Genomic DNA, 24,307 nt, shown 5'->3' with positions numbered 1-24,307 from the left:
CCTCTGCAATCGGTCGAGCAATGCCTTTACTTCCACGATGGCACCTCGAGTGAGAGCCGCAACCCGGGACGCCGGAGCCCCTCCGCCAGGCCCTCCGGCTCCTCGTCCCGGCGGACCATCCGTGGTTGCCGACGGGGACCTCGCCCGGGGACCGGCGACCTGGGAGCGACCACGCGCGACGCTCACCTCGCTCGCCTCCCGGATGAGCAGACCGATGTCGCCCGACCCCGCCGTGCGCCGCTCGCGCGTCGTCATGGTCGAGCCCGCACCCGCCCGGCTCACCAAAAATGACCGGTAACGAGCCACATCGCCCAGACCGCGCGATCGTTGCCGTCAGCGTCAACCCGCGCATCTCCCGCTCTGATCGTTGCCCTCGTCCACCTCGGGCCCGCGGCCGCCGCCATGCTCAGCTGACGGCAGCCGTCGGGCGCCGACACAGCGCCCGGACCCGGCCTCGCCCCGGTCCGCTACACGCTCGCCACCCCGAGCGCGCCACCGTCGCCCCTGACCCCCGAACCGGCCCCGGAGTCCGCAGACCCGTCCGCCAAGGCCGGAGGCGGCGGCACCGTTGCAGGGCCGTCCCGGCGGGGGCTGTCCGGCGGTGCTGCGGGGTCACGGTGGGGGCGGGCCCGCCCCACGGTTCCCGGGGGCGTGTTCAGCGGGCCAGGTGCAGCCGGGTATGGAAGTACCCCGCAGACTCCTTCCCTGCCGGGTCTTCTCCGAACGCGGTGACGGTGGCCACCGCGCGCTCCTGCTCCCGGGGGTCGGTGAAGCGCCGCTGCGGCTGGGTGGTGGCGGCCCGTTCGACGGTGAGGCCGTACGACTCCAGGCAGCCGGAGATCGCCCCGTAGTCATGGGTGCGCAGGACGAAGGCAGCCACCGGCACCGGGTGGCCGATAGCGGTGAAGAGCCGGGCGAAGGTGCGCTCGGTGAGGAAGCTGGTGCCGCCGGTGACGGTGATCAGGCCCGTTCCGGCCAGCGAGCCGCGCAGCCGCTCCTCCGGCTCGGTGTGCTCCAGGTCCACGCAGTGCCCCTCGTCGAGCAGCCCGACGGCCAGGGCGTAGTCCAGGGCGGGGCGTGAGACGTCGATGCCGATGGCCCGCGTGGCGTCGGGGCGGCGGCGAACCGCGTAGAAGTCGCGGTCGCGGTCGGCGAGTTCGGCGGTGGTGAGTTCGGCCGCACGGGCCGAGGTGTAGTGCGCGAAGAGTTCGTCGAGGGTGACGTCGTGGTTGAGGAGGGCGGAGTTGATCCCGTAGGAGCAGCACACGTCGAGGACCGTACGCCGTCCCGGCCCGAGTTCGGCGGCAAGCGCGCGGAAGACCGGCTGGGCGTGCCCTGGGGTCTGGTACTCGTACGGCCCCAGGGCGGTGAAGTACCCGCGGGGGTCGGGGAGAGCGTAGACGTCGTCGAAGCTGGTCATGCCGACTGGGGTCATCGGGGTGCGCCTCCATGGCGATCGGCGGGAGTGGGGCGGGGCATGGGTGCCCAGTCGTATCCGGCCACGTGCCGGCGACGAAAGGCCGCCGATCCGGCCACCGGCGCCTGTCGGCCCGGAGGCCGTCCGGCCGATGCATACTCCGAGCCGCCGCGGCGCACAACGCGCAAGCTGCGCCCGTTCAGAAGCGCGTGGAGTATCCACCTCGATGCGGAATGCATGGCACCGGCTGACAGAGCCCCTGTCGATGGCCAGAGTATTGGGATGATCGCGACCGTCGTAGCCATCGTGGGAGCCGTCGTCACCGTCGCCTCTCTCCTCATCAGCTACCTGGCCCATCGTCACCAGGTCCAGCGCGCCGCAGTCCTCGACCAGCGCGAAGCCCGATTGCAGGCCCAGGAAGAGCGCCTTGAGACCCGGGCCCGAGCAGTCGACCGCAGGAACGACCTCGCACAGGCATCGATGATCGAAACGAACATCACGGTCGTGCCCTCCGGCATTCACGAAGGCTCGGCAACCCCACACCTGAAGATCGCAAACCCCAGCAACCAGCCCGTCCTCGACCTGCGCATCACCTACGCCGGTCAACACATCACCGGCGCGCCAAGAGGCCTCGGCCCTGGTGACCAACGTTCCATCCCGCTGCCCGTCACCACGACACGCGGCGAGGACCCCACAGGATTCCTGCTGCAACTCGTCATCGACTTCACCGACGCATCGGGAACCAGATGGCGAAAGGAGGGAGGCATCGGCCTTCAACAAGCCGCATCCAGTCCCAACGGTGAGCAACGCTGGCTTCCCCGTGAGCCACCCGTCGTCGGCCCCGTCACCATGCCGTCCGCCCGCAGGGCAGATGGGCCGCCACCCTGGGCACCCGCCAGTCCCGCACCTGCGCCCGGCCCTCCGGCTCGCCGCAGGAGGAGGGCAACCCTCCTGGCCGCCCTTCTACTGCTCGCCGTACTCGCAATCGCCATCTGGTGGCTCACCTGACGACCGGGCGTTCCACCCCGGCCGCGCACTCACAGATGCCTTCATGCTCCTCCGGGGTGCTGGTGGAAGTGCCACTGTTCCCCTGTTCGTCCGCTGCACTGGCCGGGGTCGCCGTCGGCGTTGAACTGGATTCCGATCTGGCTGTGGCGGAAAGCACCATCACCTTCTGAGTGATGTGCTTCGCGGCATCGATTCCCTTCGGTTCGGTTCGGGAGCGAGATCCGCCCGAAGCGGAGAATTCCGGTGATATAGGTACTCCAAACCAAAACAGGTGAGCGAAGGCGGGCGCACTGCCCGGATGGTCCAGTAGTCAGGTCTTCCGACTCAGGGCCGACCGGGGCAGCAGCCGGGGGACGGAGGCGCCGGCAGCAACGGCTCCGTCACCACAGCCCCTCTGCCCAGACCGCCGGCGGGTGCCGTCATGGCTGTTCGGCCCTTGAGCGTGCTACGCGGCCTCCGGGCGTGATGGGTGGTCCACTGGCGGTGGCCGAGCGCTTGGCCTGGCGAGTTGGTGCCTGACTCGGCGGCGTTGAGCGTTTGGATAGTGGCGGGCGGGTGGTCAGAGCATGGCGAGCCGGTCCACCAGCAGCTCCACCCTGCGCTCGGCGTCCCCCGACGGCAGCCGTCCCGCCCTGGTGAGGGTCGCCAGTCCGTGTAGGGCTGCCCAGAACAACTCGGTGAACAGTCCGGGGTGGACGCCGTCGCCGGCGACCTCGCCGAGAGTCTCCAGCAGGGCACCGAAGGCGTCCTTCAGGGGCTCGGGGGTGTCCTCGTCCGCGAACGCCAGGCCGCCGTCGAGCTGGAACATGGCGTCGTAGACCGCCGGGTTGCGCTCGGCGAAACCGAGGTAGGCGCGGGCGAGGGCGGTGACCCTGGTGCGGGGGCCGTCTGCGGCGGAGGTTGCGGCCCGCAATGTCGTGGCCATTTCGGTGGCGCCTTCGAGGGCGACGGCTCCGATGATCTCGCGCTTGCCGCGGAAGTGGCTGTAGAGGACGGGCTGGCTGTACTCGATGCGCTCGGCGAGCCGGCGGGTGGTGACCGCGTCCCAGCCCTGCTGCTCGGCGAGTTCGCGGGCGGTCGCCACGATGAGGCGCTCGCGACCGGCTCGTTCGCGCTCCTTGCGTTCCTGTACCGACATGATTCGATCCTAGCACCGCTAGACAATCGAGCGGCAGTAGTACTAGCGTTGCCTCATCATCTAGCAGCGCTAGCTTCCTGGGGGATTCATCATGCTCAACGCACTCGAGGTGTTCACCACCGTGGTCGTCGGCGTGATGGTGGGGGTGGAGTTCTCCGTCGCCTTCGTCATCAACCCGATCCTCAACGCCCTCCCCGGCGACAGTGGCCAACTCGGCCGGGCCCACGGGGGCCGGATGCTCGGCGCCGTCATGCCGGTCTGGTACATCACCTCGCTCGTCCTCGTCGCGGTCTGGGTCATCGCCGGATGGCACCACCACGGCACCGGCCTCGTCGTCACCGCCGGCGCGCTGCTGATCCTCAGCGTGATCATGTCGCTCCTGCTGCTCGTCCCGATCAACAACCGGAGCAAGACGTGGACCCCCGAGAACCGGCCCGAGGACTGGAAGGAGCAGATGAACCGCTGGGACCGCTTCCACTACGTCCGCGTCGCCGTCATCATCGCCGCCTTCGCCCTGATGGTCGCCGCCCTCGCCTGAGCCGGCGGGCCAAATCGAGCCCGACTGGACAGCGCCCGCTGCGGGCCCGCCGCTGAGCGCTCTCCCTGGCCGGACGGGCCGGGGAGAGCGCTCAGTCGCTCCGGCCGTCCCTACCGGGCAGCTGTGTCCACGGCGTCGCCGGCCCCCCGAGCCGGGAGTACCCGCCGCCGGGTCACGGCTACCCACGCCCGTGAGCGCAATCGCCGCCCGGCCACTGACCTTCCGGCTGTGCCCGACTGGGTGGCTCCTTCGGCGATCGCGCGTCGTCACGGAAAGTGCCGGCTGCATTCACGGCGGACCGAGACCTGGCATCACGGTTTCTCGTGCTTTCCCGACGCGCGCCAGAGCACCCCCCGTCCTGCGGCCGCGGTGGGAGTCGGCCTGGCCCCGGTGCGCGGGGTGGTGGCCGGGCAGGTAGTTTGCTCGGATGAGTCTCCTTGATGATGTGGCCGAGCGCGATGGCTGGCTGTGCTGGGTGTGTGACGAACCGGTCGACCCCGACGAGTCTGTGAACGACCCGCGGGGGCCCAGTGTCGACAGCCGGACCGCCGACCGGAAGGCCAAGGTCGCCGAGCGGCTCGCGCACCGCGGGTGCAACTCCCGCAAGGGCGCGGTCAAGGTGGTCATTGCCTGGCCGGAGCGCCTTTACGTAGTCGAACCCGCGCCGCTGATCGCCGTGACCGAGAGGCTGGAGCGCAAGGGCGGTCGCGAGATGGTGGGCCGTTGTCCGACCAGGAAGGACGCTCAAGAGGCGGCGGATTGGCTCGTGGACCGCTTCTCCCGACTGGTACCGGGGCTGCCGGTGACCGCCGACATCCAGGCGGGCGGCGGCCAGTTCCTCGTGATCCTGTCCACCGGCCGCCGCTGACCGGGGATTCCCCCCCGCCCTCGTGGACGGGGTTGTCGCCGGGGGCGGTCGCGGGCGGCGACGGCCTCCCGCGCCGCGCCCTCCTTGTGGCGGGGTTGGCCGACTTTGCGCCTTGAGCCGGTTCGACTCGGCCCGTGGTGGTGTGCGGGGCAGGGCTGTGTGGGTGGGGTGTTCCTGGCCGCAGAGGGCCGGGTTGATCCCGTTGATCGTCCGCTATCCGCAGTTGGTGTGGTTGACGGGTACCTCCGGCTGCCTGATCGCTCTACCCCGGCTCACGCAGGTCCCGGTGCAGTTCCCGTAATCACTGACGTATGGGGGCGAGGCCAGAGGGCGTCGGGCCCCACTGGTAGATGCAGATTCACGCCACTTCCAGCGCGAAGCGGCGGACGGCATCGGCGAAGGCCTCTGGATCGTCGAAGTTCGCGAGGTGTCTCGCCCGCGGGATCAATTCGATGCGTGCGCGCGGATGTGCGCGCAGGAAGTCCCTCTCGCCGGAGCGGAAGACGGTGTCCTTCTCGCCGTTCAGGATGAGTACGGGAGCTGCCACATGGCGCATCGCATCCGCGTCGAATCGGCCCAGTACTTCACCCCAGGCATCCGGCAGAGTGTGGAAGGCATAGCCGGCGCGGATGGTGGCGTCCACCACCTCGGGGGAGTAGAGCCGACGCAGCAACCTGTCGTTCCAGCGGGTCAACCGGGCCGCCGGTATGCGAGGGACGAGCCCGGCCGCCCACCGATACGGAATGGCCCACGGACCACGCGTGGAGGCACTGGCCCCCGCAAGAACCAGCCCCCGCAGCTGCTCCGGGCAGCGTCGCGCGAACTCCAGCGAGGCGTATCCGCCGAGGGAGTGCCCGACGACCAGAGCCGGTCCGCGGTCGAGCGATTCCACCGCAGAAGCGATGATCTCCGTCGCCGCGTTCAGACTCCAGGGTTCAGCAGACCGCGCGCCGTGGCCCGGTAGGTCAACGGCGGCTACCCGAAAGTCCTCCTGGAGCGCGGCGAGTTGTGGGCTCCATTGACCCGCGCTCAGCCGCGTCCCGTGCACGAAGATGATCGGCGGTGCATCCGCAGCCGTCATGAGTCCCCCAGATCGGTGCCTTCTCTCGGGCCGACTCTACTGGCGGGCAGTCCGCGCTGCTGAGATGGGGATACGGTTGCCACGAGGGTGCTGAGATGGTCCAACTGCGCGGGGGCATCCGCTCGTACCCCTGGCGGCATCGGCTCGTTGACCCGGCATGGAACTGCCGACCATCGCGGCGCCGGGCGTCGGGGAACGGGCCGACGCCGTGGCCGATGCCGCCTGCCACCTCTACGACACCATCGCCCCGTGGGGCACCGGCGCGCCCGGCGGGTGGAGCCGGGCCGCCGCGGAGGACGCCGCCGAGGCGATCGAGACCACCGCGCACGCCCTCGCGTCCATCGACGCGGGCGCCGAGGTCGTCCTCGCGCCCGTCCACGCGGCCCTCGCCGACCTGCGCCGCCGCCTGGGCCTCGCGCCCGCCGACGGGCCGACCGGCGACGGGCTTGCGGCGACCCCGCGTACGGTCGGCAACCCGCGCCGGACCCGCCGGGTACGGGTGCTCACCGCGACGCCTTCGCCCCGGCAACCGCCTTCTCGTACAACTTCCTGATGTCCGCGCCGAAGTAGGAGCTGTACGAGGTGTCGCTCTTGTCCCCGCCCGTCTTCCAGCCGCCGATCACCCCCACCACGTCACCGGTCCCGGTGCGCGCGTCGTAGCGGTTCAGGAACGGGCCGCCGCTGGTCCCGCCGGGGTAGCCGGTGCAGTTGATCCGCAGGAACGAACCCGGGATCCGGGTGTCGGTGCTCGTGAACTTCGTGGTCCGGTTGGCGCACAGGCGCGGCCGGGCGGCGGAGGACGGGTAGCCGATCAGCGTGACCCGGGCGTGTGCGTATCCGGCGCCGGTCACCAGCCTGTTCCCGCCGACCACGGTCTCCACCGGGACGCCGCGGGCGTTCGGTCCCACCTGGGCGAAGGCCACGTCGAGGGCGGCCGCGCGGTCGACGCCCTGGGAGCGGTAGCGCGGGTCGATCCAGATCCTGGAGTGACCGCCGGCGTCCCGCAGCACCGGGAACATGCCGTACGGCTGCGGTTTGGCCTTGGTGTACTTCGGTACGAAGGCCACCTGCTGGGTGTCGGAGCCGGTCAGGCAGTGCGCGGCGCTGATCACGAGGTTGCGGCCGGGGGAGGAGACCACGCTCGCGGTGCAGAAGTAGGCCCCGCCGCCCTTGACGAGGAACATCCGGCCGGCGACCGGTACACCGTCGAAGTCCTGCCCGACGCCGGGGGTGAGGGCCGGCAGCCGCGGGACGACGGGCGGCGCCGGCGCCGGGGCCGGCAGCGGAGACGGTGCCGCCGGCGTACGGGTCGGGGAGGGTACGGGCGTGGGGGCCGGGGTGGGCGTGGCGGTGGGCGTGGGGGTGGCGGCCGGGTCCGGGGACGGCACCGGCGGCTGTGTCCCGACCGGGGTCGGCGTGGCACCCGGATCCGGTTCCGGCGGCACCGGATCCACCGGCGGCACCGGAGTCGCCGGCTCCACCGGCCCGGGCGGTTCGGGCAGTTCGCCCGATTCCCGCGGAATGTGCGGCACGGGCGGCAACGGAATGGCGGAGGCCATCCGTTCGGCGGTCCAGAAGGCCCGGGCCTCGCGCGCCGACCAGCGGCCCGCGGCGACCGGGGCGACGGCACTCCCGGCCTCGGCCTCGGCCACGGGCAGCGGCCCGCCCGGTACCGCCACCAGCAGGGCGGCCGCCACCGCGGCCATCGTCAACGTACGTCGCATGCCGGACACTCCCTAAACGGCCTGGGGGAAACGGAAGAGCCGGTCCGGGTCGTAGGCACGCCGGACCTCCTGCAGGCGGGCGAGGTTCGCGCCGTAGTACGCCTCGCGCCAATCGGTGAGCTTCGGGTCGATGTAGTTCTGGTACGCGCGCCCGCTCGCCCAGGGGCGCAGGGCCTGCCAGAGCCCGTCGAGCCAGTCCTGGTGCCGGGCCACCTCGGCGGCCGGTGCGGACTCGGGCCAGTAGGCGAGGTACTGGGCGAGGAAGGCGCTGTCGCGGTGCACGAAGGCGGTGCCGCCGGCCGGTACCCGGTTCACCGCGCCGCCGCAGACCCCGTCGAGCTGCACCACGCCCCGCCCGCCCGCGGGGACGCTCGTCCCGTACCGCCGGACACCGTCGAGGACCGCGCCGATCGCCGCGTCCGGCAGTCCGCCGCCCGCCCAGAAGTCGGACCGGGCGGCGTACGAGTCCCGGCCGAGCCGCCCCTGCGGGTCCTGGCCGGGCAGGGTGCCCGGCAGTCGGCACTGCGCGGGGCCCAGCTCCAGGCAGCCGGACATGGCGCGCACCGTGTCCTCGTGGCTGCGCATGACGATCCAGCTGTCCCGCGGCGCCCCGCCGACCAGGTCCGACAGCCGGGTCAACTGCCGCTCCAGCTCGAGGCGTCCGTCGAGGCACACCACCCGCACCGCCGGCGGCCCCGCACCCCCGGCCCCGGCCGCCGTCTCGACGGTGAACTCCACCTGGCTCCAGAACGGGTCGGGCAGTGCGGCCAGCCAGCGCTGCCAGCCGCGCAGCACGGCCGCGGACTCCGCGCCGGTCCAGTGGAGTTCCGCGAAGGCGCACGCGCCGACCGGGTGCGTCCGGAAGCGGAACTCGGTGACCACACCGAAGTTGCCGCCCCCACCGCCGCGCAGGGCCCAGAAGAGGTCCGGATCCCGGTCGGCGGAGACCTCGCGGACGAGCCCGTCGGGGGTGACCACCCGGGCACCGGTGAGCCGGTCGGCCGTGGTGCCGTAGGCCCGCGAGGCCAGGCCCAGGCCGCCGCCGAGGGTGAGGCCGGCGATGCCGACGGAGGGGCACAGACCTGTCGGGACGGACCGCCCCCGCCCGGCGAGGGCCGTGTGCACGTCCCCGAGCCGGGCCCCCGCGCCGATCCGTACGCCGTCCCCGTCCACCGACACCGCCGCGATGGCTCCGGTGTCGACGATCAGGCCGGCGCTGCGCGTGGACCAGCCGGCGTAGCTGTGCCCGCCGCCGCGCGGGACCACGGGCGCGGCGGAGCGCCGGGCGAAGTCCAGGCACACGGCCACGTCCCCGGCGTGCGCGGGATAGGCCACCGCGGCCGGGGTGACGGAGTCGTACCGGGGCTGGAACAGCCGGCGTGCCTCGGCGTGGTCCGGGTCCCCGGGGAGCACCACGCGCCCGTCGATCCCGCGCGCCAGCGCACCGTAGTCCGGGGTCCGGGCCGCCGCCCCGAGGGGGGCGAGGACGGCCGCGGCCGCGCTGCCCAGGACCTGGCGGCGATGGAGGCTCATACCTCCTTCCTGCCACCGCCCGGGGCGATAGCCGTGCAGGCGGGTCCCACACGCACCGGGGTGCCCCCTGAACGGCGCACAGCCGAAACGGTTCGGCGTGATCGGCCTGTCGTATTGACGGACCGGAGAACCGTCCCGCGACCGGTGAGTGCCCGCCGTACGGCGCCCCTACGGGGTGTCGGCGCGCCGCGCCGGATCCTTCCCCTTGCGGGCCAGCAGGAAGCCCTGGGGCGACCTTTCGCCGGCGGCTGCCTCCCGGACCATCCGGGCCACTTCGGTGAGTCCGGCCCCGGCCAGCAGGTCGGCGATCAGCGCGGGCGGCGTCCGGTACACGTCGAGGTCGACCGGACGCCCGTACGCGTGGTCCAGCCGGATCTGTTCATCACCCGCCTTGAAGGCGATCAGGAGGTGGCCGCCCGGTGCCAGGACCCGGGCGAACTCGGCGAACAGCGAAGGCAGTTCCGAGGGCGGCGTGTGCACGGTGGAGTACCAGGCCAGCACCCCGCCGAGGACCCCGTCGGCCACGTCCAGGGCGGCCATCGAGCCCACCTCGAACCGCAGTCCCGGATACGTCCGCCGGGCCACCGCCACCATCGCCGGGGACAGGTCGACACCGAAGGCCCGTACGCCCAGCCCGTCCAGATGCGCCGTCACCCGGCCCGGGCCGCAGCCCAGGTCGGCCACTGCCCGCCCGCCGCCGGCACCGCCCCGCACGTACTCGGCGAAGGCGGCCAGCATGGCCCGGTCCAGCGGCTTTCCGGCCAGTTCGGCACTGACCAGCCGCGCGTAGTCGACGGCGACGGCGTCGTAGGACGCCCGTACGGAGCTCAGGTACGAGGTCTCTGTCATGCCCCTGAACAGTAGCCTCCGCAGCCCCTCGGAGGGGAAACCGAGCACGTGCTCCCGCTCACCCTCCGGCCAGTGGATTGGGCAGGTGCGCCCACTGGTCTCCCGGCACCCCGGGGCTCAGCCGCATCAGGGTGAGCGCCTTGGTGGGCAGCGGCCCGGTCAGCAGCGCCTCGGTGTCCGCGCCGGCCGGCAGGGCGGCCGCCTCGGCGAGGGCCTCGGCGAAGGCCCCGGCCGAGCCCGTCGTCGCGCCGAGGGCTCCCGTCAGCAGGGACCCGAACAGCTTGCGCCGCAGCACCGTCACGTCGTCGGTGACCAGCCTGCCCGACAGGGGCGGCACCGGCAGGCCGTGCCGGGCCAGCCGGGCCGGGCTGATCCGGATGTCGGCGAGGTCGCGGTAGACCAGCCGCAGCGGGGCGCCGGTGGGGGAGAGGACGACGAGGAGGTTCTGGCCGTGGGCCTCCAGAGCCACCCCGAGGTCCAGTACCCGCATGCACACCGAGAGCGCGAGCCGGGCGAACTCGGCCCGCCAGGCCGACGAGCGCGCCGGGGCGAAGGAGGCGAGGGAGGCCACCGGGAGGACCCGCTCACCGGCGGCGGCGTCCGCGTACACCTCCGGGGGCTCGCGCAGTACGGCCGCCAGGTCCGGGCTGTGCGCGGTCGTGGCACCCAGCGTGCGCGTGATGTGCAGCCGGCCGTCGAGCCGCTCGGTCAGGCCCTGGGCGAAGGCGGAGACCGCCGCCGCGGTCTCGATGGAGTAGACGGAGATGTCCCGCACGGACGAGGTCAGCCGGGCGCTCAGCGCCGTCTTCACGTGCGCCCCGCCGTCGGCGGGAGCCAGGGTGCGCAGGGCCATCAGCGGGTGCGCCGCGAAGCCGGGGCGGACCTGCTCGTGCTTCAGGACGTGCGCCGCCTGCCACGGATGTACGGGGAGCAGGATCCGTCCCGCGTCCCGCAGCTCTGCCGGCCAGTCGCCGGTGACCAGGCACTCCGCGGCCCGTACGGCGACCAGCCCGAGCTCCACCACCGGCCGGTGCTCGGGCGCGTACGCCAGCTGCTCGGCCACCGAGAAACCGGGCCGGGAACGGCAGTTCGGGTGGTACGGGTGCCCGTCGACCACCCGCTGCTCCCACTCCCAGGTGGTCCGCGGGGCCGGATCTCCGGTGGCGGGCGGCTGACCTGCCCGGGAGAGCGCGAGGGAGGCCGTACACGCGTCGAGCTCGGCGGCGAACTGCTCCCCGTGCGGCACCCCGAGGGCCGTCACCAGCCGCGCGGCCCGCCGGTGCGGCCGGCCGTCGAGCAGCAACTCGCTCACGAAGGGCCCGGTCGCGTACGGATCGGGCAGCGGGCCCTCCAGCCGGGCGCCCCCGGCCAGCAGGAGCACGAGCCCGTCCGGTGACCGCTCGCGGCCCACGACCCAGGGGAGCGGTTCGAAGGCCAGGGCCCGCCAGAGCCGGGTCAGCACGGCCGCCCGGGCGCCGTCGAGCGCGGCCGCGTACGAGGGTCCGAGCGACGGCCGAACACCGGCCAGTTCGGCGGCGACGGCCTCTTCGGCCGGGGACGGGGAAAGATGCATGGTGAGGCTCCGGCATCGGAATATCGCTTTGCGGGATGATCAAGTAATGATTGCGGATACCGAAGATCACGGCTGGCGGTTGCGTTCTGCGAACCTCCGGCGCACCGGATGGACCGAATGGAACCAGTGGACCTCAACACCGCCGCCGACGCGTACGCCGCCACCCCGCTCCTGAACTGCCTGCTCAGGGAGGCGGCCGAACCCTCCGGGGGACACGACGCGGGCGAGGGGACAGATGTGCGCGTCCACCGGCTGCGCGGCAGCGGGCGGCTGCTCCGGGTGCGCGGCGGGCGCCGGCCCGCACGCCCCGAACTGCGTGCGGCGGACGGCTGGCACCCGCTCGGCCACGCCGAACTGGTCAAGCTCGTCTCCGACGAACTGGCCCGGTTCACAGGCCTTCCCAACCACGAACTCCCCGTCGAGATCACCGACAGCCGGGACGCGATCGCCGCTCTGCTGGCCGCCCGGGCCGCCGCCGAACCCCCGGCGGACCCGTACCTCCTCTCCGAGCAGTCCCTGGTCATGGGTCACCCGCACCACCCCGCCCCCAAGGCCCGGGGCGGGGCCCCGGCCGGGAGCTGGCTGCCGTACGCGCCCGAGGCGTACGCCCGGTTCCCGCTGGTCCTCCTGGGGCTGCGCGAGGACCAGTCCGCCGAGGAGGGCGGTTCGGCCACCTCGGACGCGATCGACTCACTCGCCGACGCGCTCGAAGGGCCGCGCGCTCCCGCCGGATACCGGCTGCTGCCCGCCCACCCCTGGCAGCTCGACCTGGTCGGCGACCGGCCCGCGGTGCGCGAGGCCTTCGCCGACGGGAGGCTGCTGCGCCTGGGCGAGAGCCGACGGCCGGTCTGGCCGACCGCCTCGATCCGGACCCTGTACGCGCCCGACCCGGCGGCCGACCTCTTCGTGAAGTTCAGCCTCGACGTCCGGATCACCAACGACGTGCGCCGGCTGTGGCGCCACGACCTGCTGAAGCTGCGCCGCACCGACGCGGCCGTCGAGGCCGGATTCGCCGCCCTGCGCCGGACCGGTTCGGCGGCGGCCTGGCTCGCCGACCGCGGCTACCGCACCGCGGCCTTCGCCTTCGAGGAGCTCGCCGTCCTGGTCCGCGACGGCCTGCACGGCCGGACGGTGCCCGGGTCCACACCACTGCTGGCCGCCGCGCTCGCCGAGGGATACCCCGGCAGCCCGCCCACCGGGAACACGGACCCGGTCCGGTGGTGGCGGGCCTATCTGCGGCAGGTGGTGCCGCCGGTGCTGGAACTGTTCGCCCGGCACGGCATCGTCCTGGAGGCCCACCTCCAGAACACGGTGGTCGCCGTCGACGCGGACGGACTGCCGGTGCAGGCCCTCTTCCGGGACGCCGAGGGCGTCAAGCTGCTGCCGGACCTGCCCCGGGCCGATGCCTGGCAGCGCCTGGTCTACTGCCTGGTCGTCAACAACCTGATGGAGATCGCGGGAGCGCTGGCCGGCCGGTATCCGGACATCCCGCAGCTCCTGTGGCAGGCCGCCCGGGAGGAGTTCGAGCACTACGAGAGCACCCGCGGGCTCCCCGAGATCGCCGAGCTGCTCGCCGCCGCGACCGTACCGGGCAAGACCAACCTGCTGCTGCGCTGGACGCGGGCGGACGGGGCGGACGCCCGCTACCTGCCGCTGCCGAACCCGCTGCGCGGCTAGGCCGTCTCTGTCGGATCCTGTCGGCGGAAGTGGGCGCGGTGCTCGTGGAGGAAGGCGTCCAAGGTGCGGGGCGGCCGGCCGAGGACGTCGATGACGGTGGTGGTGGGGCTCTCGGTTCGGGTGACGGCGAGTTGCTGGATCTCCGTCACGTGGTCGGCGAGCCAGGTGGGCATGTGCGCGTTGCGGACGAGGTGGGCGCGCAGTTCGTCCGGGGTGAGGTCGACGTGGCGGATCCGATGGCCGGTCAGGGCGGTGAGCCGTGAGGCGAGGTCGGGGGAGGAGACGGCTTCGGGACCGGTCAGCGTGTAGGTGCCGCCGGCGATGTCGGGCCTGGTGAGCGCGGCGGCGGCGACATCGCCGATGTCGCGGCAGTCGATGTAGTTGCAGGGTGCGTCGCCCGTCGTGCCGAGGATGACGCCCTGGGCGACGGTGGGAGCCAGGCGCAGGAGATTCTGCGTGAACGCATAGGGGCGCAGGACGGTGTGGGTGAGGCCGCTGGCGCGCAGGTGTTCCTCGATGGCGTGGTGTCCGCGGGAGACGGCGACCGGGGAGTCGGGTTCGGCGGCCGGTGCGGAGATCTTGACGATGTGTCCGATACCGGCGTGGGCGGCGATGTCGATGACGCGGGTTTCGAGTTCGACCTGTGCGGGGCTGTTGGCCATGGCGAGGAAGAGCTGGTCGGCGCCCTTGAAGGCGGCGTGCAGGGAGTGGGGGTCGGTGGCGTCGGCGTACTGAACCTCGACCGGCGGCCGGTGGGCGCCGGTGGTGCCGGGGATCGGCCGGTGCGGGGTGCGGGTCAGCGCGCGGACGGGTGTGCCGGACGTGACGAGGCTGTGGAGCAGGGCGTTTCCGGTCGCTCCGGTCGCTCCCATGACAACGATCATCGTGTGCTCATTCCTTGGTGACTTCCCCGGTGACGGATGCCGCCGGGCAGGCTGCCTATGCAGGGGATGCCGCGGTGGCGCTGCGCCAGCGCAGGGTGACGATCGTGGTGGCGAGAGCTGCGGAGACGGGCAGGTCCATGCGCAGGCGCTCCAGCCACGGGGTGGCGGGGACCGGGGTGTGGGCGGGTATCCACTGGGCGGTGAACCATCCCAGCAGGGCCGCCGTGCCCACGGCGGTGATGACGAGTGCGGCGGTCAGAACGCCGCGTGGCGCTGTGATGGTCCACCGCCGGGGGCACCCGCCGTGCCGCAGCCAGGTGCCGACCAGGAACGCCACCACGGCAGAGGTACCGGCGATGGAGGTGCAGGCGGCCGCGGCCAGGTCCTGTTGCCCGGTGACGAGCCCGGCGGTGCCGGCCGTCAGTGCGGGGGCGGCGTAGGCGGTCAGCACCTCACGCCACAGGGTGAACGGGCGGGAGGGCCGGGAGGGCCGGTACGCCGCTCGATCCTGTCCGGGTCTGTCCTTCGTCGCGGGCATGATGGCCTCTTTCTCGTTCGTGCGAGGACGAAAATGATTAGGGAGCTAACTATGTGCTCGAAAAAAGGGGCCCTGCTCAAGGAGCGGGGCCGAAACGGCTGAGGGGTCGGGTCAGTCCGCGGTCAGGGCCGCACTGCCGCGCACGACGCGGGCGAGCAGGTCCAGGAATACGGCGCGCTCCTCGACGGAGAGCCCGCCCACCATCGCCTCGAGCCGCCCGAAATGGTCGGGCGCCATGTCGCGCAGGCGCTGTGCCCCGCGGGCGGTCAGTACGGCCACGGTGCCCCGGCCGTCCTCCGTGGACGGGCGGCGGGCGATCAGGCCCTCGCGTTCGAGGCCGTCCAGCAGGCCGGTGACCGTGGCCCTGGAGACGCCGAGGTCGAGTGCGAGGTGCGAGGGGGACTTCTCCCCGCCGTGGTCCTCCAGATCGGCGAGCAGGCGGTAGCGCCCCGTCGACAGGCCGAACCTGGCGAAGTGGGCCTCGGCCGCCCGGCCGACCCTGGCGCCCGCCGAGATCAGCCGCACCGCGACCAGTACGGCCTGCGGGTCCACCTCCAGGCCGTAGTGCTCGACCTGCCGTCTGGCCTGGTCCGGCGTGGGCGCCTCGCCGTCGATGTCGTCCCTCGTCATGAAATTAATATGGCGGCTAATCACTTCCCCTGTCAAGGCACTTCGAGGGGCGATCCGCGGTGCGGGCGGGCTCTCGTGTGCGACTTCGGCCAGTTCGTCGAGGAGTCCGAGCTGCCGGTGGCCGCGTCGACCACCGGCGACGCGGCCGCTCCGCGTCCCGCCGGCCTCCTCGAGGGGGCCGGCGGGTGCGGGTGCGGAATCGGCCAAGCCGGAGCGCGTAACCGATCTGCCCTCACGGAAAGGTATAGACCAATGCTACGTTGGTCGGGCAGACCGCGCAGTCCTTGACCACCCGTCAGAGGAGAAGCCATGCCCTCCCCTTCACGGGGCGGCGGCCAGGCCGCCATGCCCAAGTATCAGCGGATCGCCGCAGCACTGCGCCGCGATCTCGACCGCGCCGCACACACCCCCGGCGGCAGGCTGCCGTCCGAACGCAGTCTCGCCGCCCGCTACCAGGTCAACCGGCAGACCATCAGGGCGGCGCTCCAGTACCTGCGCGAGGACGGCCTCGTCGTCACCGGCCGCCGCGGCACCCGCCCCGCCGTCCCCGCAGCCCCCTCCGTCCCCGCGCTCCCGGCGGCGATGTCCTCCGCCGCGCCCGCGGCGACCCGGAGTCGGGTCGCCTTCGTCACCGTCCCTCCCTCGCTCGCCGCCCTCCTCGGCATGGCCGGTGGAGACCGAACCCTGGTCCATCACCACCGCGAACGCGGCCCGGCCGGCGAGACCCTCCGGGACGCCGTCACCTACTTCGTCCCCGGGGTCGTCGCGCGCAGCCCGGAGCTGGCAGCCCTCCGGAACCGGACGGCGAGCACCCAGGAGCAGGACCTGACCCCCCTGCACCGCTGGCTCGACCGGGCCGCCGCGGGCGGCCGGGTCGCCGAGACCCTCACCATGACCCGGGTCACCCACCCGCAGGCCACCGCACCCACCTGCGGCCTGACCGTGCGCCGCACCCTGCATGACGGCTCGGGTCGCCTGCTCGCCGTCACCGACCTGGCGTTCCCCACCTGGGACCGCCTCACCTTCCACCGGGACCGCCGTGACCACGCGACCACCGGTTTCCGCATCACATAGACCGCGGGACCCAACTGTGGCCTCGGACACACCCGGTCGGGCCGCGTTTCGGACCCGGCGGCCGGCCCGGCTGCCGGGTTCCGGCGCCAACTCGCCTCCCGGTAACCGGAGTACCGGCACGGGATCGCCGGCCGCCTCCCGGCCCCGGGTGCGGATCCGCGTACGGGGCTCCCGCACTCGGTACGTGAGGAGGATCACCCCCGCGTTTGCTCGGGTGAATGCCGGGAATCGGCGCTGCTGGAGCGGAACCACGTCCTCCGGCCGCTCGTGCCGGAGGACGGGGCGCACGCGGGCAGATCCCGTCCCGCTCCACGGCCCCGCCGGTCCGCCGGCGCGCGCCGTACTTGGTACGACCCGTGAGGTGTATGTGTCCACGCTCCAGGCCGAGCACGTCTACAAGGTGTTCGGGAGGCGCCCCGCCGACAGCGAAGCCGCCGTCCGCGCGCTCCGCAACGGCGCCGACCGCGACGAGTTGCGCGCCGACGGGACCACCGCCGCCGTGATCGACGCCTCCTTCGACGTACAGCCCGGCCAGATCTTCGTGGTCATGGGCCTCTCGGGATCCGGCAAGTCCACTCTGCTGCGCATGCTCAACGGCCTCCTCGAACCCACCTCGGGACGCATCCTCTTCGGCGGCCAGGACCTCACCGGGCTGAGCGCGAGCGAGCTGCGCCACGTCCGGTCCACCAAGATCTCCATGGTCTTCCAGCACTTCGCCCTCTTCCCGCACCGCAACGTGCTGGAGAACGCCGGCTACGGACTGGAGGTACAGGGCGTGCCGCGCGCCGAGCGCGAGCGCCGCGCCGCCGAGGCCCTGGCCCTGTGCGGGCTCGAAGGCTGGGAGAAGTCCTGGCCCGACGAGCTCTCCGGCGGCATGCAGCAGCGGGTCGGTCTTGCCCGGGCCCTGGCCACCGACGCCGACCTCCTGCTGATGGACGAGTCCTTCAGCGCGCTGGACCCGCTGATCCGCCGCGATATGCAGGACCAGCTGCTGGAGCTCCAGAAGAGCCTGAAGAAGACCATCGTCTTCATCACCCACGACCTCAACGAGGCCATGCGCCTCGGCGACGGCATCGCCGTCATGCGCGACGGCCGCATCGTCCAGCAGGGCACCGCCGAGGACATCCTCACCCGCCCCGCGGACGACTACGTCGCCTCGTTCATCCAGGACGTGGACCGCTCCCGGGTCCTGACGGCCGACGCCGTCATGGACGATCCGGAGCCGGCCGCCGATGCCTGCGACTGCCCCACCGTCACCGCCGGAACCCCGCTCGCCGAGCTCTGTGCCGTCAGCGCCCGCGTCCCGCACGCGGTCGCCGTCACCGGCGCGGACGGCTCCGTCATCGGCTCCGTACCCCAGGACCGCCTCATCGCCTTCATCGGCGACGAGCAACGGCCCCCGATGTACTGCGCGGAGGTGGCCGCCTGATGCCCCGCCTTCATCTCGGCGCCTGGGTCGACAGCGGAGTCGACTTCCTCCAGAGCCACCTCTCCTGGCTGTTCGAGGCCATCAGCGCCCTCGTCACCGGCCTCTACGACGGCATCGACGCCGTGCTCTCCGCCCCCGCCCCGCTGTTCTTCGCGGGCATCCTCGCCGTCGCCGCCTGGTGGCTGCGCGGTCTGCTGGCGGGCCTGCTCGCCTTCGCGGGCTTCGCGCTGGTCGACTCCCTCGGCCTGTGGGAGGACGCCATGTCCACCCTGTCCCTGGTCCTGGTCGCCACGCTCGTCACGCTGGCGTTCGCGATCCCGCTCGGCATCCTGGCCTCCAGATCCGACCGGGTCAGCGCACTCCTGCGGCCGGTCCTGGACTTCATGCAGACCATGCCGGCCATGGTCTACCTGATCCCCGGCATCATCTTCTTCGGGGTCGGCGTGGTGCCCGGCATCATCGCGACCATCATCTTCTCGCTGCCGCCGGGCGTACGGATGACCGAGCTCGGCATCCGCCAGGTCGACGGGGAACTGGTCGAGGCCGCGGAGGCCTTCGGCACCAGCCCGCGCGACACCCTCGTACGCGTCCAGCTCCCGCTGGCCCTGCCCACCGTCATGGCGGGCGTCAACCAGGTCATCATGCTGGGCCTGTCCATGGTCGTCATCGCCGGCATGGTCGGCGGCGGCGGACTCGGCGGTGCCGTCTACAAGGCCATCGGCAACGTCGACATCGGCCTCGGTTTCGAGGCGGGCGTCTCCATCGTCATCCTCGCGATGTACCTGGACCGGATGACCGGCGCGCTCGGCCGCCACGTCTCCCCGATCGGCCGCCGTACGCTCGCCAAGGCGCGGGCCGCCGCGACCGGCGCCGCCAAGCTGTGGAACCACCGCCCACAGCCCGCGTACGCGATCAGCGGCGCCCTCGTCCTGGCCCTCGTCGCGGGCGGCCTGAACACCTTCGGCGGCTCCACCGCCGAGGAGGGCCCGGCCGGGGCCGCGAACATCGGCAAGGGTCGCACCCTGTCCGTCGGGTACATCCCGTGGGACGAGGGCATCGCCTCCACCTTCCTGTGGAAGGAGCTCCTGGAGCGCCGCGGCTACAAGGTCGACGCCCGCCAGCTGGAGGCCGGGGCGCTGTACACCGGCCTGGCCGGGGGCCAGCTCGACTTCCAGACCGACGCCTGGCTGCCCGTCACCCATGCCCAGTACTGGGAGAAGTACGGGAACAAGCTGGAGGACCTCGGCTCCTGGTACGGCCCCACCTCGCTGGAGCTGTCCGTGCCTTCCTACATGAAGGACGTGCGCTCGCTCGCCGACCTCAAGGGCAAGGCGGACCGGTTCAAGGGCCGGATCATCGGCATCGAGCCGAGCGCAGGCGCGATGTCGATCCTCAAGGACAAGGTCCTGCGGGAGTACGGCCTCGACGGCGAGTACAAGGTCGTCGACGGCTCCACGCCCGGCATGCTCGCCGAGCTGAAGCGGGCCTACGAGAAGAAGGAGCCCGTCGCGGTCGTGCTGTGGTCCCCGCACTGGGCCTACTCCTCCTACGAGCTGACCAAGCTCGAGGACCCGCAGGGAGCCTGGGGCAAGGGCGACGGCATCCACACCCTGGCCCGCAAGGGCTTCGCGGAGGACGAGCCGAAGGTCGCCGAATGGCTGAAGTCCTTCAAGCTCACCGAGGAGCAGCTGACCGGCCTGGAGGCGAAGATCCAGGAGACCGGGAAGGGCAAGGAGCAGCAGGCGGTCCGTGCCTGGCTCCAGGACCACCCCGAGGTCGACCGGCTCGCCTGACACCCGAGGCGGCCGGACGGCGAAGGCGCCGCCGCACGCAGGGCCCCGTACGTCGTACGGTCCCGCGCGCGGCGGCGCCTTCGCCCTGTCCGGGGCGGCTCTCAGCCGACCGGCACCCGGTCCGGGGACCGCAGGCGATCGGCGTCCTGGGCGCCGCGGGTGTCGTCGTCGTCCGTGCCGGACCGGCGCGGAGGCACCGGCCACCACAGGGAGCGGCCCAGGAGGGTGGCCAGCGCGGGCACCAGCACGATCGACAGGACGAAGGCGGAGAGCACGATGCCGAGCGCCGTCGCGAAACCGATCTGCTGGGTGGACGGGGCGGGGGTCACCGCCAGGCTCCCGAAGGAGGCGGCCAGTACCAGGCCCGCCGTGGCGATGGCGGGCGCCGTGTGCCGGACGGCACGCCCGACCGCGGCGCGGGCCGGCCCCGGCCGGGCCATCTCCTCCCGGATCCGGTCGCTCATCAGGATGTTGTAGTCGGTGCCCAGTGCGACCACGAACAGGAACAGCACGAGCGGCAGGGTGAAGTCCACCCCGGGCCGGTCCAGGGCGTGCTGGAACACCAGGGTCGAAGCGCCGAGGGTGGCGGCGAAGCCGAGCCCGACCGAGGCCAGCAGGACCACCGGCGCCAGCAGACTGCGCAGCAGGGCGAGCAGGATGAGCGCGATGAGCGCCGCCGCCACCGGGAAGACCACCCGCAGGTCCTTGTCCACCGCGGTCGCGATATCGGCGAAGACCGCCGCCGTGCCGCCCACGTGACCCTCCGTACCGGCTGGGGCGTGTGCCGCGACCGCGGACCGGACCGGGCCGGTCACCAGGTCGCGCGCTTCCTGTCGCTGCGGGTCGGCGGTCAGCAGCAGGTCGATCCGCGCGGCCCGCCGGTCCTCGGTCAGCACCGTGTCCGCGACCCGGCCCACACCGTCCACCCCGCGGAGCGCCTCGGCCAGCCCGCCGAGGCGCTCGGCGCTCAGGGCGGTGCCGTCGGAAGCGGTGACGTAGACACTCGTCGGATCCGACACCCCGGCCGGCAGGGCGCGGGAGATCTCTGCCGCGGTGGCCACGGCAGCGGTGTGCTCCCCGCCGCCACCGCTCTGGCCGTAGTCCATGCGGATCCCGACGACCCCGGCGGTCAGCGTGCCGAGCAGCGCCACCGAGGCCAGGACCAGCACGAACGGCCGGCGGGCGACCCGGTCGCCCATCCGTGCGGCCGAGCCCGCCCGGGGCTCGCGCTTCAGGCTCCGGGAGGGCCAGAACATCGTGCGGCCGGTCACCGCCAGCAGGGCGGGCATCAGGGTCAGGCTGCCCAGCAGCATCACCAGCACGGACAGCGCGATGGCCGGCCCGAGGACCCGGAACTGGCCGAAGGAGGCCACCCCGAGCGTGGCGAACGCCGCGACGATGGTCAGGGCCGCCGAAGTGATGGCCGTACCCACCCGCCCGGCGACCCGGGCGGCCGCCTCACGCCCGGACTGCTCGGGGTGTGTGCGCAGCTGCTCCCGGAAGCGGAAGAGGAGGAACAGGAAGTAGTCGATGCCGATACCCATCAGCACCACACTGATAAGGCTCGGTGTGGACTCGGCCAGTCCGGTCCCGGTCAGCAGCGCGGCGCCGACCACCACGCCCGCCGCCGCGCCACCGATGACGGTGACCGCGAGCAGGGGCAGGAGGGCCGCCATGGCGCTGCGGAAGACGAAGACGTGCAGCAGGACGATGACCAGGAGCATGGCGATGCCGACGACGATCGAGCGGGTCTTCTCGGCGTCCATGGAATCCACCCGGTCGGCGATCCCGCCGGTGAAGCCGGTACGCAGGCCCTCCGCGGCGAGCCCGTCGCGCGCCGAGTCCCGGAAGGCCCGGTAGGTCTCCTGCACACCGGGATCGGCCGGGTTCCCGGTCAGTTCGACGGACAGCAGCCGGAAGGAGCGGTCGGGCGCCGTCATGGTCGGACTCACCCGGGGGACCTGTGAATGGTCCTGCGCGAGGGGCATCGTGTCCTCGGTGCGGGGCATGACGACCCGCTGCCGCGACAACCGCGCGGCCTGCGCGTCGATGCGCTGCTCGTCTGCGGCCGTGAGCGGCGCGTCGTCCCCCCGGGCCACCAGCACGGTGAGCAGATTGGCGTCCGGCTCGACCCCGAACCGCTCCTCGGCGATGCGCAGGGCTGCCGCCGAGTCGTAGTGCGCGGGCAGGAACCCGCCGCTGCCGGTCTGGATGGCGCGGAAGACGAACGCCTGGCCCAGGACGGCCGCCGCCAGTCCCAGGACCGCCCACAGGGCGATCACCTTCCACGGACTCCTCGTCGAGAATCCGGTCAGGGCGCGGATCACTGGTTTCCTCCGGTCTGTGCGATGCGGGCCGGGAGTTCCCGGCCCGACTCCAGACCATCAGGCGGGAGCGGACGAAACGTCAGGTCGCAGGAGGATCCGCCGCCGGGACCAGGGTCCGGCCGCCCCCGCCGACCAGGACTCCGGTCCTGGTCCGAACCGCGACCGCGGTCGGGCGCCAAGGGGGACGGCCGATGCCAGAATGGGTCACGACCACCGGGGAGCAGGACCGGCGGCACGGGGGCGGGTATGGGTGTGGGCGGGGTCATGAGTACGCATGCGGGCACGAGCGCGGACACCGAGGGGGACCGGGGGCCGTGGACGCGCAACGACGCGCTCGTCGCGGTGGCGGCCGGCGCCGCCGACCTCGTCGGCTTCTCCCTGGGAACCCTCACGGAGGGCGGCACCCTCAGCGTCACCGCGGCCGCCCTGCTGATGGTCTCGGCGATGACCCTGCTGGCCCGGCGGGTCCGCCCGTTGCTCGTACTCGCCGCGGTACTGGCCCTCGGCGCCCTGGTCAACCTGGCGGCTCCGCTGTCCCCGCACTTCACCCTCAGCCTGACGATCGCCCTCTACACGGTGGCCAGGACGCACCGACCCGCCGCCGTCGTGGCGACGGCGGCTGCGGCGGCGCCGCTCGCCGCCGCGGGCCAGAGCGGCTGGCCGCTGCCCTTCGGTTGGTGGGGGCTGGCCGGAAACGCCACCGCCGCTCTGATCACCGTCACCGCGGCCTGGGTGGTCAACCACCGGCAGCGGGAGGCAGCGGCCCAGCGGCTGCTGCTCGCGGACCGGGCGGTGGCCGAGGAGCGCCGCCGCATCGCGCGCGAACTGCACGACATCGTCGCCCACCACATCACCACCATGCAGCTGATGGCCGGCGGGGCCCGGGCCAATCTGGCGTACGCCCCCGAGGCAGCCAGGGAGGCCCTGGTCACCCTGGAGGACTCCGGGCGGATGGCGCTGCGCGAGATGCGCCAACTCCTCGACGTGCTGCGGGCGGGGGAGGAACCGGAACACGCCCCGCCGGCGCCGCAGCCCGGGGCCGACGACCTCGCCCGGATCATCACCGAGGCCCGACTGGCCGGGACCGAGACCGAGTTCACCGTGGACGGCCCGGTCCGCCCGCTGCCGCCGAGCGTGGGCCTCACCGTCTTCCGCATCGTCCAGGAGGCGCTGACCAACACCCGCAAGCACGCGGGCCGGGCGCGGGCCCACGTACGGCTCACGTACGAGCGGGACGAGGTGGGAGTGGAGGTGCGCGACGACGGAGCGGGAGCGCCGACACCGCCCCCGCGCCCTGCCGCGCGCTCCGGGTACGGTCTGATCGGTATGCACGAGCGGGTCGCCCTGCAGGGCGGAACCCTGGAGGCCGCCGCCCTCACCGGCGGCGGATTCCGGGTGGCGGCCCGTATCCCGGTCCCGGTCCCGGCACCCTTCCAGGGCGCGGGAGCGGGCGAGAGAGAGGAACGGCACGGATGATCCGTGTGCTCATCGCCGACGACCAGCCGCTGGTTCGGCGCGGCCTGGCCCTGATCCTGGGCCCCGACCCGGAGTTCGAGGTCGTGGGTGAGGCCGAGGACGGTGCCCGGGCCGTGGCGCTCGCCCAACAGCTCCGCCCCGACGTGGTGGTCATGGACATCCGCATGCCGGTCCTCGACGGGGTCAAGGCCACCGAGGAGCTCGCGCGCACCCTGCCCGAGACCCGGGTGCTGGCCCTCAGCACCTTCGACATGGACGAGTACGTGGTAGCCGCCCTGCGCGCCGGCGCGTACGGCTTCCTGCCGAAGGACATATCGCCGGAGGAGCTGATCGCCGCGGTCCGCATCGTCCACACCGGCGAGGCCGCCGTGGCGCCGCGACTGCTCAGCCGGCTCCTCTCCGCCTACGTACGGACCCCCGAGCGGCCGCGGTCGTGGACGGCTCGGACCCCCGTCGAACTCACCCCGCGCGAGCTGGAGATCTGGCGGCTCATGGCCACCGGACGGGGCAACGCCGAGATCGCCACGGAACTGGACATCAGCGTCTCCACGGTCAAGAACCACATCACCGGCATCTTCGGCAAGCTGGGCGTCCGCGACCGCGCACAGGCGGTGATCGCGGCGTACGAATCGGGCCTGGTGGAGGCCGGTGGTGCGAGCGGTTGATCACCAAGTGCCCGTAAGAGGACCGGATTCCTCCTGCTGTCCACACCTCTGACCAGCCAAAACACTGGACGATTCGCCCGTGCGC

At 72.7% G+C, this 24,307-nt stretch carries 22 protein-coding genes; 11 read left to right on the top strand and 11 right to left on the bottom strand.

Going from position 1 to position 24,307, the window contains the following annotated elements:
- The first annotated feature begins 121 nt into the window (after positions 1-121).
- A complete protein-coding gene (locus tag IE257_RS05605) occupies positions 122-298 on the top strand; it encodes a hypothetical protein (RefSeq protein WP_189965292.1) in 177 nt (58 codons plus the stop codon).
- Positions 299-655: 357 nt separating this feature from the next.
- On the opposite strand, the gene IE257_RS05600 is transcribed toward IE257_RS05605, so the two are convergent.
- Positions 656-1,435, bottom strand: a complete 780-nt coding sequence (locus tag IE257_RS05600) for a hypothetical protein (RefSeq protein ID WP_229920143.1) — start codon at positions 1,433-1,435, stop codon at positions 656-658.
- 264 nt (positions 1,436-1,699) lie between these two features.
- Between IE257_RS05600 and IE257_RS05595 the strand changes: the two genes are divergently transcribed.
- Positions 1,700-2,425, top strand: coding sequence for a hypothetical protein (locus tag IE257_RS05595; RefSeq protein ID WP_189965289.1), 726 nt, complete (start codon positions 1,700-1,702; stop codon positions 2,423-2,425).
- 559 nt (positions 2,426-2,984) lie between these two features.
- On the opposite strand, the gene IE257_RS05590 is transcribed toward IE257_RS05595, so the two are convergent.
- Positions 2,985-3,563: a TetR/AcrR family transcriptional regulator gene (locus IE257_RS05590; RefSeq protein WP_189965287.1), complete on the bottom strand. Its 579-nt coding sequence runs from the start codon at positions 3,561-3,563 to the stop codon at positions 2,985-2,987.
- A gap of 91 nt (positions 3,564-3,654) precedes the next feature.
- Here IE257_RS05590 and IE257_RS05585 point away from each other — a divergent pair, with 91 nt between their 5' ends.
- Together IE257_RS05585 and IE257_RS05580 are read left to right on the top strand one after the other, a co-directional pair.
- On the top strand, positions 3,655-4,101 hold the full coding sequence (locus IE257_RS05585; RefSeq protein WP_189965285.1) for an anthrone oxygenase family protein: 447 nt from the start codon (positions 3,655-3,657) through the stop codon (positions 4,099-4,101).
- 427 nt (positions 4,102-4,528) lie between these two features.
- Positions 4,529-4,969, top strand: coding sequence for a hypothetical protein (locus IE257_RS05580; RefSeq protein WP_189965284.1), 441 nt, complete (start codon positions 4,529-4,531; stop codon positions 4,967-4,969).
- Positions 4,970-5,327: 358 nt separating this feature from the next.
- Here the strand turns inward: IE257_RS05580 and IE257_RS05575 are convergent, their stop codons facing one another.
- Entirely contained in the window at positions 5,328-6,050 is a 723-nt protein-coding gene (locus IE257_RS05575) for an alpha/beta fold hydrolase (RefSeq protein ID WP_189965281.1), read from the bottom strand.
- 157 nt (positions 6,051-6,207) lie between these two features.
- On the opposite strand from IE257_RS05575, the gene IE257_RS05570 reads away from it, so the two are divergent.
- Entirely contained in the window at positions 6,208-6,603 is a 396-nt protein-coding gene (locus IE257_RS05570; RefSeq protein ID WP_189965280.1) for a hypothetical protein, read from the top strand.
- Here IE257_RS05570 and IE257_RS05565 read toward each other — a convergent pair.
- The 4 genes from IE257_RS05565 to IE257_RS05550 all read right to left on the bottom strand — a co-directional run bounded on the left by IE257_RS05565 (position 6,554) and on the right by IE257_RS05550 (position 11,729).
- Positions 6,554-7,774, bottom strand: a complete 1,221-nt coding sequence (locus IE257_RS05565; RefSeq protein ID WP_189965278.1) for a S1 family peptidase — start codon at positions 7,772-7,774, stop codon at positions 6,554-6,556. The genes IE257_RS05570 and IE257_RS05565 overlap by 50 nt on opposite strands.
- 12 nt (positions 7,775-7,786) lie before the next feature.
- Positions 7,787-9,307, bottom strand: coding sequence for an FAD-binding oxidoreductase (locus IE257_RS05560; protein WP_189965276.1), 1,521 nt, complete (start codon positions 9,305-9,307; stop codon positions 7,787-7,789).
- Positions 9,308-9,475: 168 nt separating this feature from the next.
- Positions 9,476-10,156, bottom strand: a complete 681-nt coding sequence (locus IE257_RS05555) for a class I SAM-dependent methyltransferase (RefSeq protein WP_189965274.1) — start codon at positions 10,154-10,156, stop codon at positions 9,476-9,478.
- Positions 10,157-10,214: 58 nt separating this feature from the next.
- Positions 10,215-11,729, bottom strand: coding sequence for an IucA/IucC family protein (locus tag IE257_RS05550; RefSeq protein WP_189965272.1), 1,515 nt, complete (start codon positions 11,727-11,729; stop codon positions 10,215-10,217).
- Between the two features lie 108 nt (positions 11,730-11,837).
- On the opposite strand from IE257_RS05550, the gene IE257_RS05545 reads away from it, so the two are divergent.
- Positions 11,838-13,406 (top strand): IucA/IucC family protein, encoded by a 1,569-nt coding sequence (locus IE257_RS05545; protein ID WP_189965270.1) that lies wholly within the window; start codon positions 11,838-11,840, stop codon positions 13,404-13,406.
- On the opposite strand, the gene IE257_RS05540 is transcribed toward IE257_RS05545, so the two are convergent.
- The 3 genes from IE257_RS05540 to IE257_RS05530 form a co-directional block, all read right to left on the bottom strand.
- A complete protein-coding gene (locus tag IE257_RS05540; RefSeq protein ID WP_189965268.1) occupies positions 13,403-14,290 on the bottom strand; it encodes an NmrA family NAD(P)-binding protein in 888 nt (295 codons plus the stop codon). The genes IE257_RS05545 and IE257_RS05540 overlap by 4 nt on opposite strands.
- A 55-nt stretch (positions 14,291-14,345) precedes the next feature.
- Positions 14,346-14,828, bottom strand: a complete 483-nt coding sequence (locus IE257_RS05535) for a hypothetical protein (protein WP_189965266.1) — start codon at positions 14,826-14,828, stop codon at positions 14,346-14,348.
- A 111-nt stretch (positions 14,829-14,939) separates the two neighbouring features.
- Entirely contained in the window at positions 14,940-15,458 is a 519-nt protein-coding gene (locus IE257_RS05530; protein WP_189965264.1) for a MarR family winged helix-turn-helix transcriptional regulator, read from the bottom strand.
- 309 nt (positions 15,459-15,767) lie between these two features.
- Here IE257_RS05530 and IE257_RS05525 point away from each other — a divergent pair, with 309 nt between their 5' ends.
- The 3 genes from IE257_RS05525 to IE257_RS05515 all read left to right on the top strand — a co-directional run bounded on the left by IE257_RS05525 (position 15,768) and on the right by IE257_RS05515 (position 19,754).
- Entirely contained in the window at positions 15,768-16,532 is a 765-nt protein-coding gene (locus IE257_RS05525) for a GntR family transcriptional regulator (RefSeq protein ID WP_189965262.1), read from the top strand.
- Between the two features lie 367 nt (positions 16,533-16,899).
- Positions 16,900-17,961, top strand: coding sequence for a quaternary amine ABC transporter ATP-binding protein (locus IE257_RS05520; protein ID WP_189965260.1), 1,062 nt, complete (start codon positions 16,900-16,902; stop codon positions 17,959-17,961).
- Positions 17,961-19,754, top strand: a complete 1,794-nt coding sequence (locus tag IE257_RS05515; protein ID WP_189965258.1) for an ABC transporter permease/substrate binding protein — start codon at positions 17,961-17,963, stop codon at positions 19,752-19,754. Before IE257_RS05520 ends, IE257_RS05515 begins: the two co-directional genes overlap by 1 nt.
- Before the next feature lie 101 nt (positions 19,755-19,855).
- On the opposite strand, the gene IE257_RS05510 is transcribed toward IE257_RS05515, so the two are convergent.
- A complete protein-coding gene (locus IE257_RS05510) occupies positions 19,856-22,036 on the bottom strand; it encodes an MMPL family transporter (RefSeq protein WP_229920142.1) in 2,181 nt (726 codons plus the stop codon).
- A gap of 309 nt (positions 22,037-22,345) precedes the next feature.
- Here IE257_RS05510 and IE257_RS05505 point away from each other — a divergent pair, with 309 nt between their 5' ends.
- Complete coding sequence (locus IE257_RS05505) at positions 22,346-23,557, top strand: sensor histidine kinase (protein WP_189965254.1); 1,212 nt, start codon at positions 22,346-22,348, stop codon at positions 23,555-23,557.
- Positions 23,554-24,222: a response regulator gene (locus tag IE257_RS05500; protein ID WP_189965252.1), complete on the top strand. Its 669-nt coding sequence runs from the start codon at positions 23,554-23,556 to the stop codon at positions 24,220-24,222. Before IE257_RS05505 ends, IE257_RS05500 begins: the two co-directional genes overlap by 4 nt.
- The last annotated feature ends 85 nt before the right edge of the window (positions 24,223-24,307 follow it).

Source organism: Streptomyces avidinii (assembly GCF_014650695.1).
In the GTDB taxonomy this organism is placed as follows: domain Bacteria; phylum Actinomycetota; class Actinomycetes; order Streptomycetales; family Streptomycetaceae; genus Streptomyces; species Streptomyces avidinii.
The sequence above is the reverse complement of the archived record's forward strand: the minus strand, read 5'-3'. Positions and strand labels throughout refer to the sequence as shown.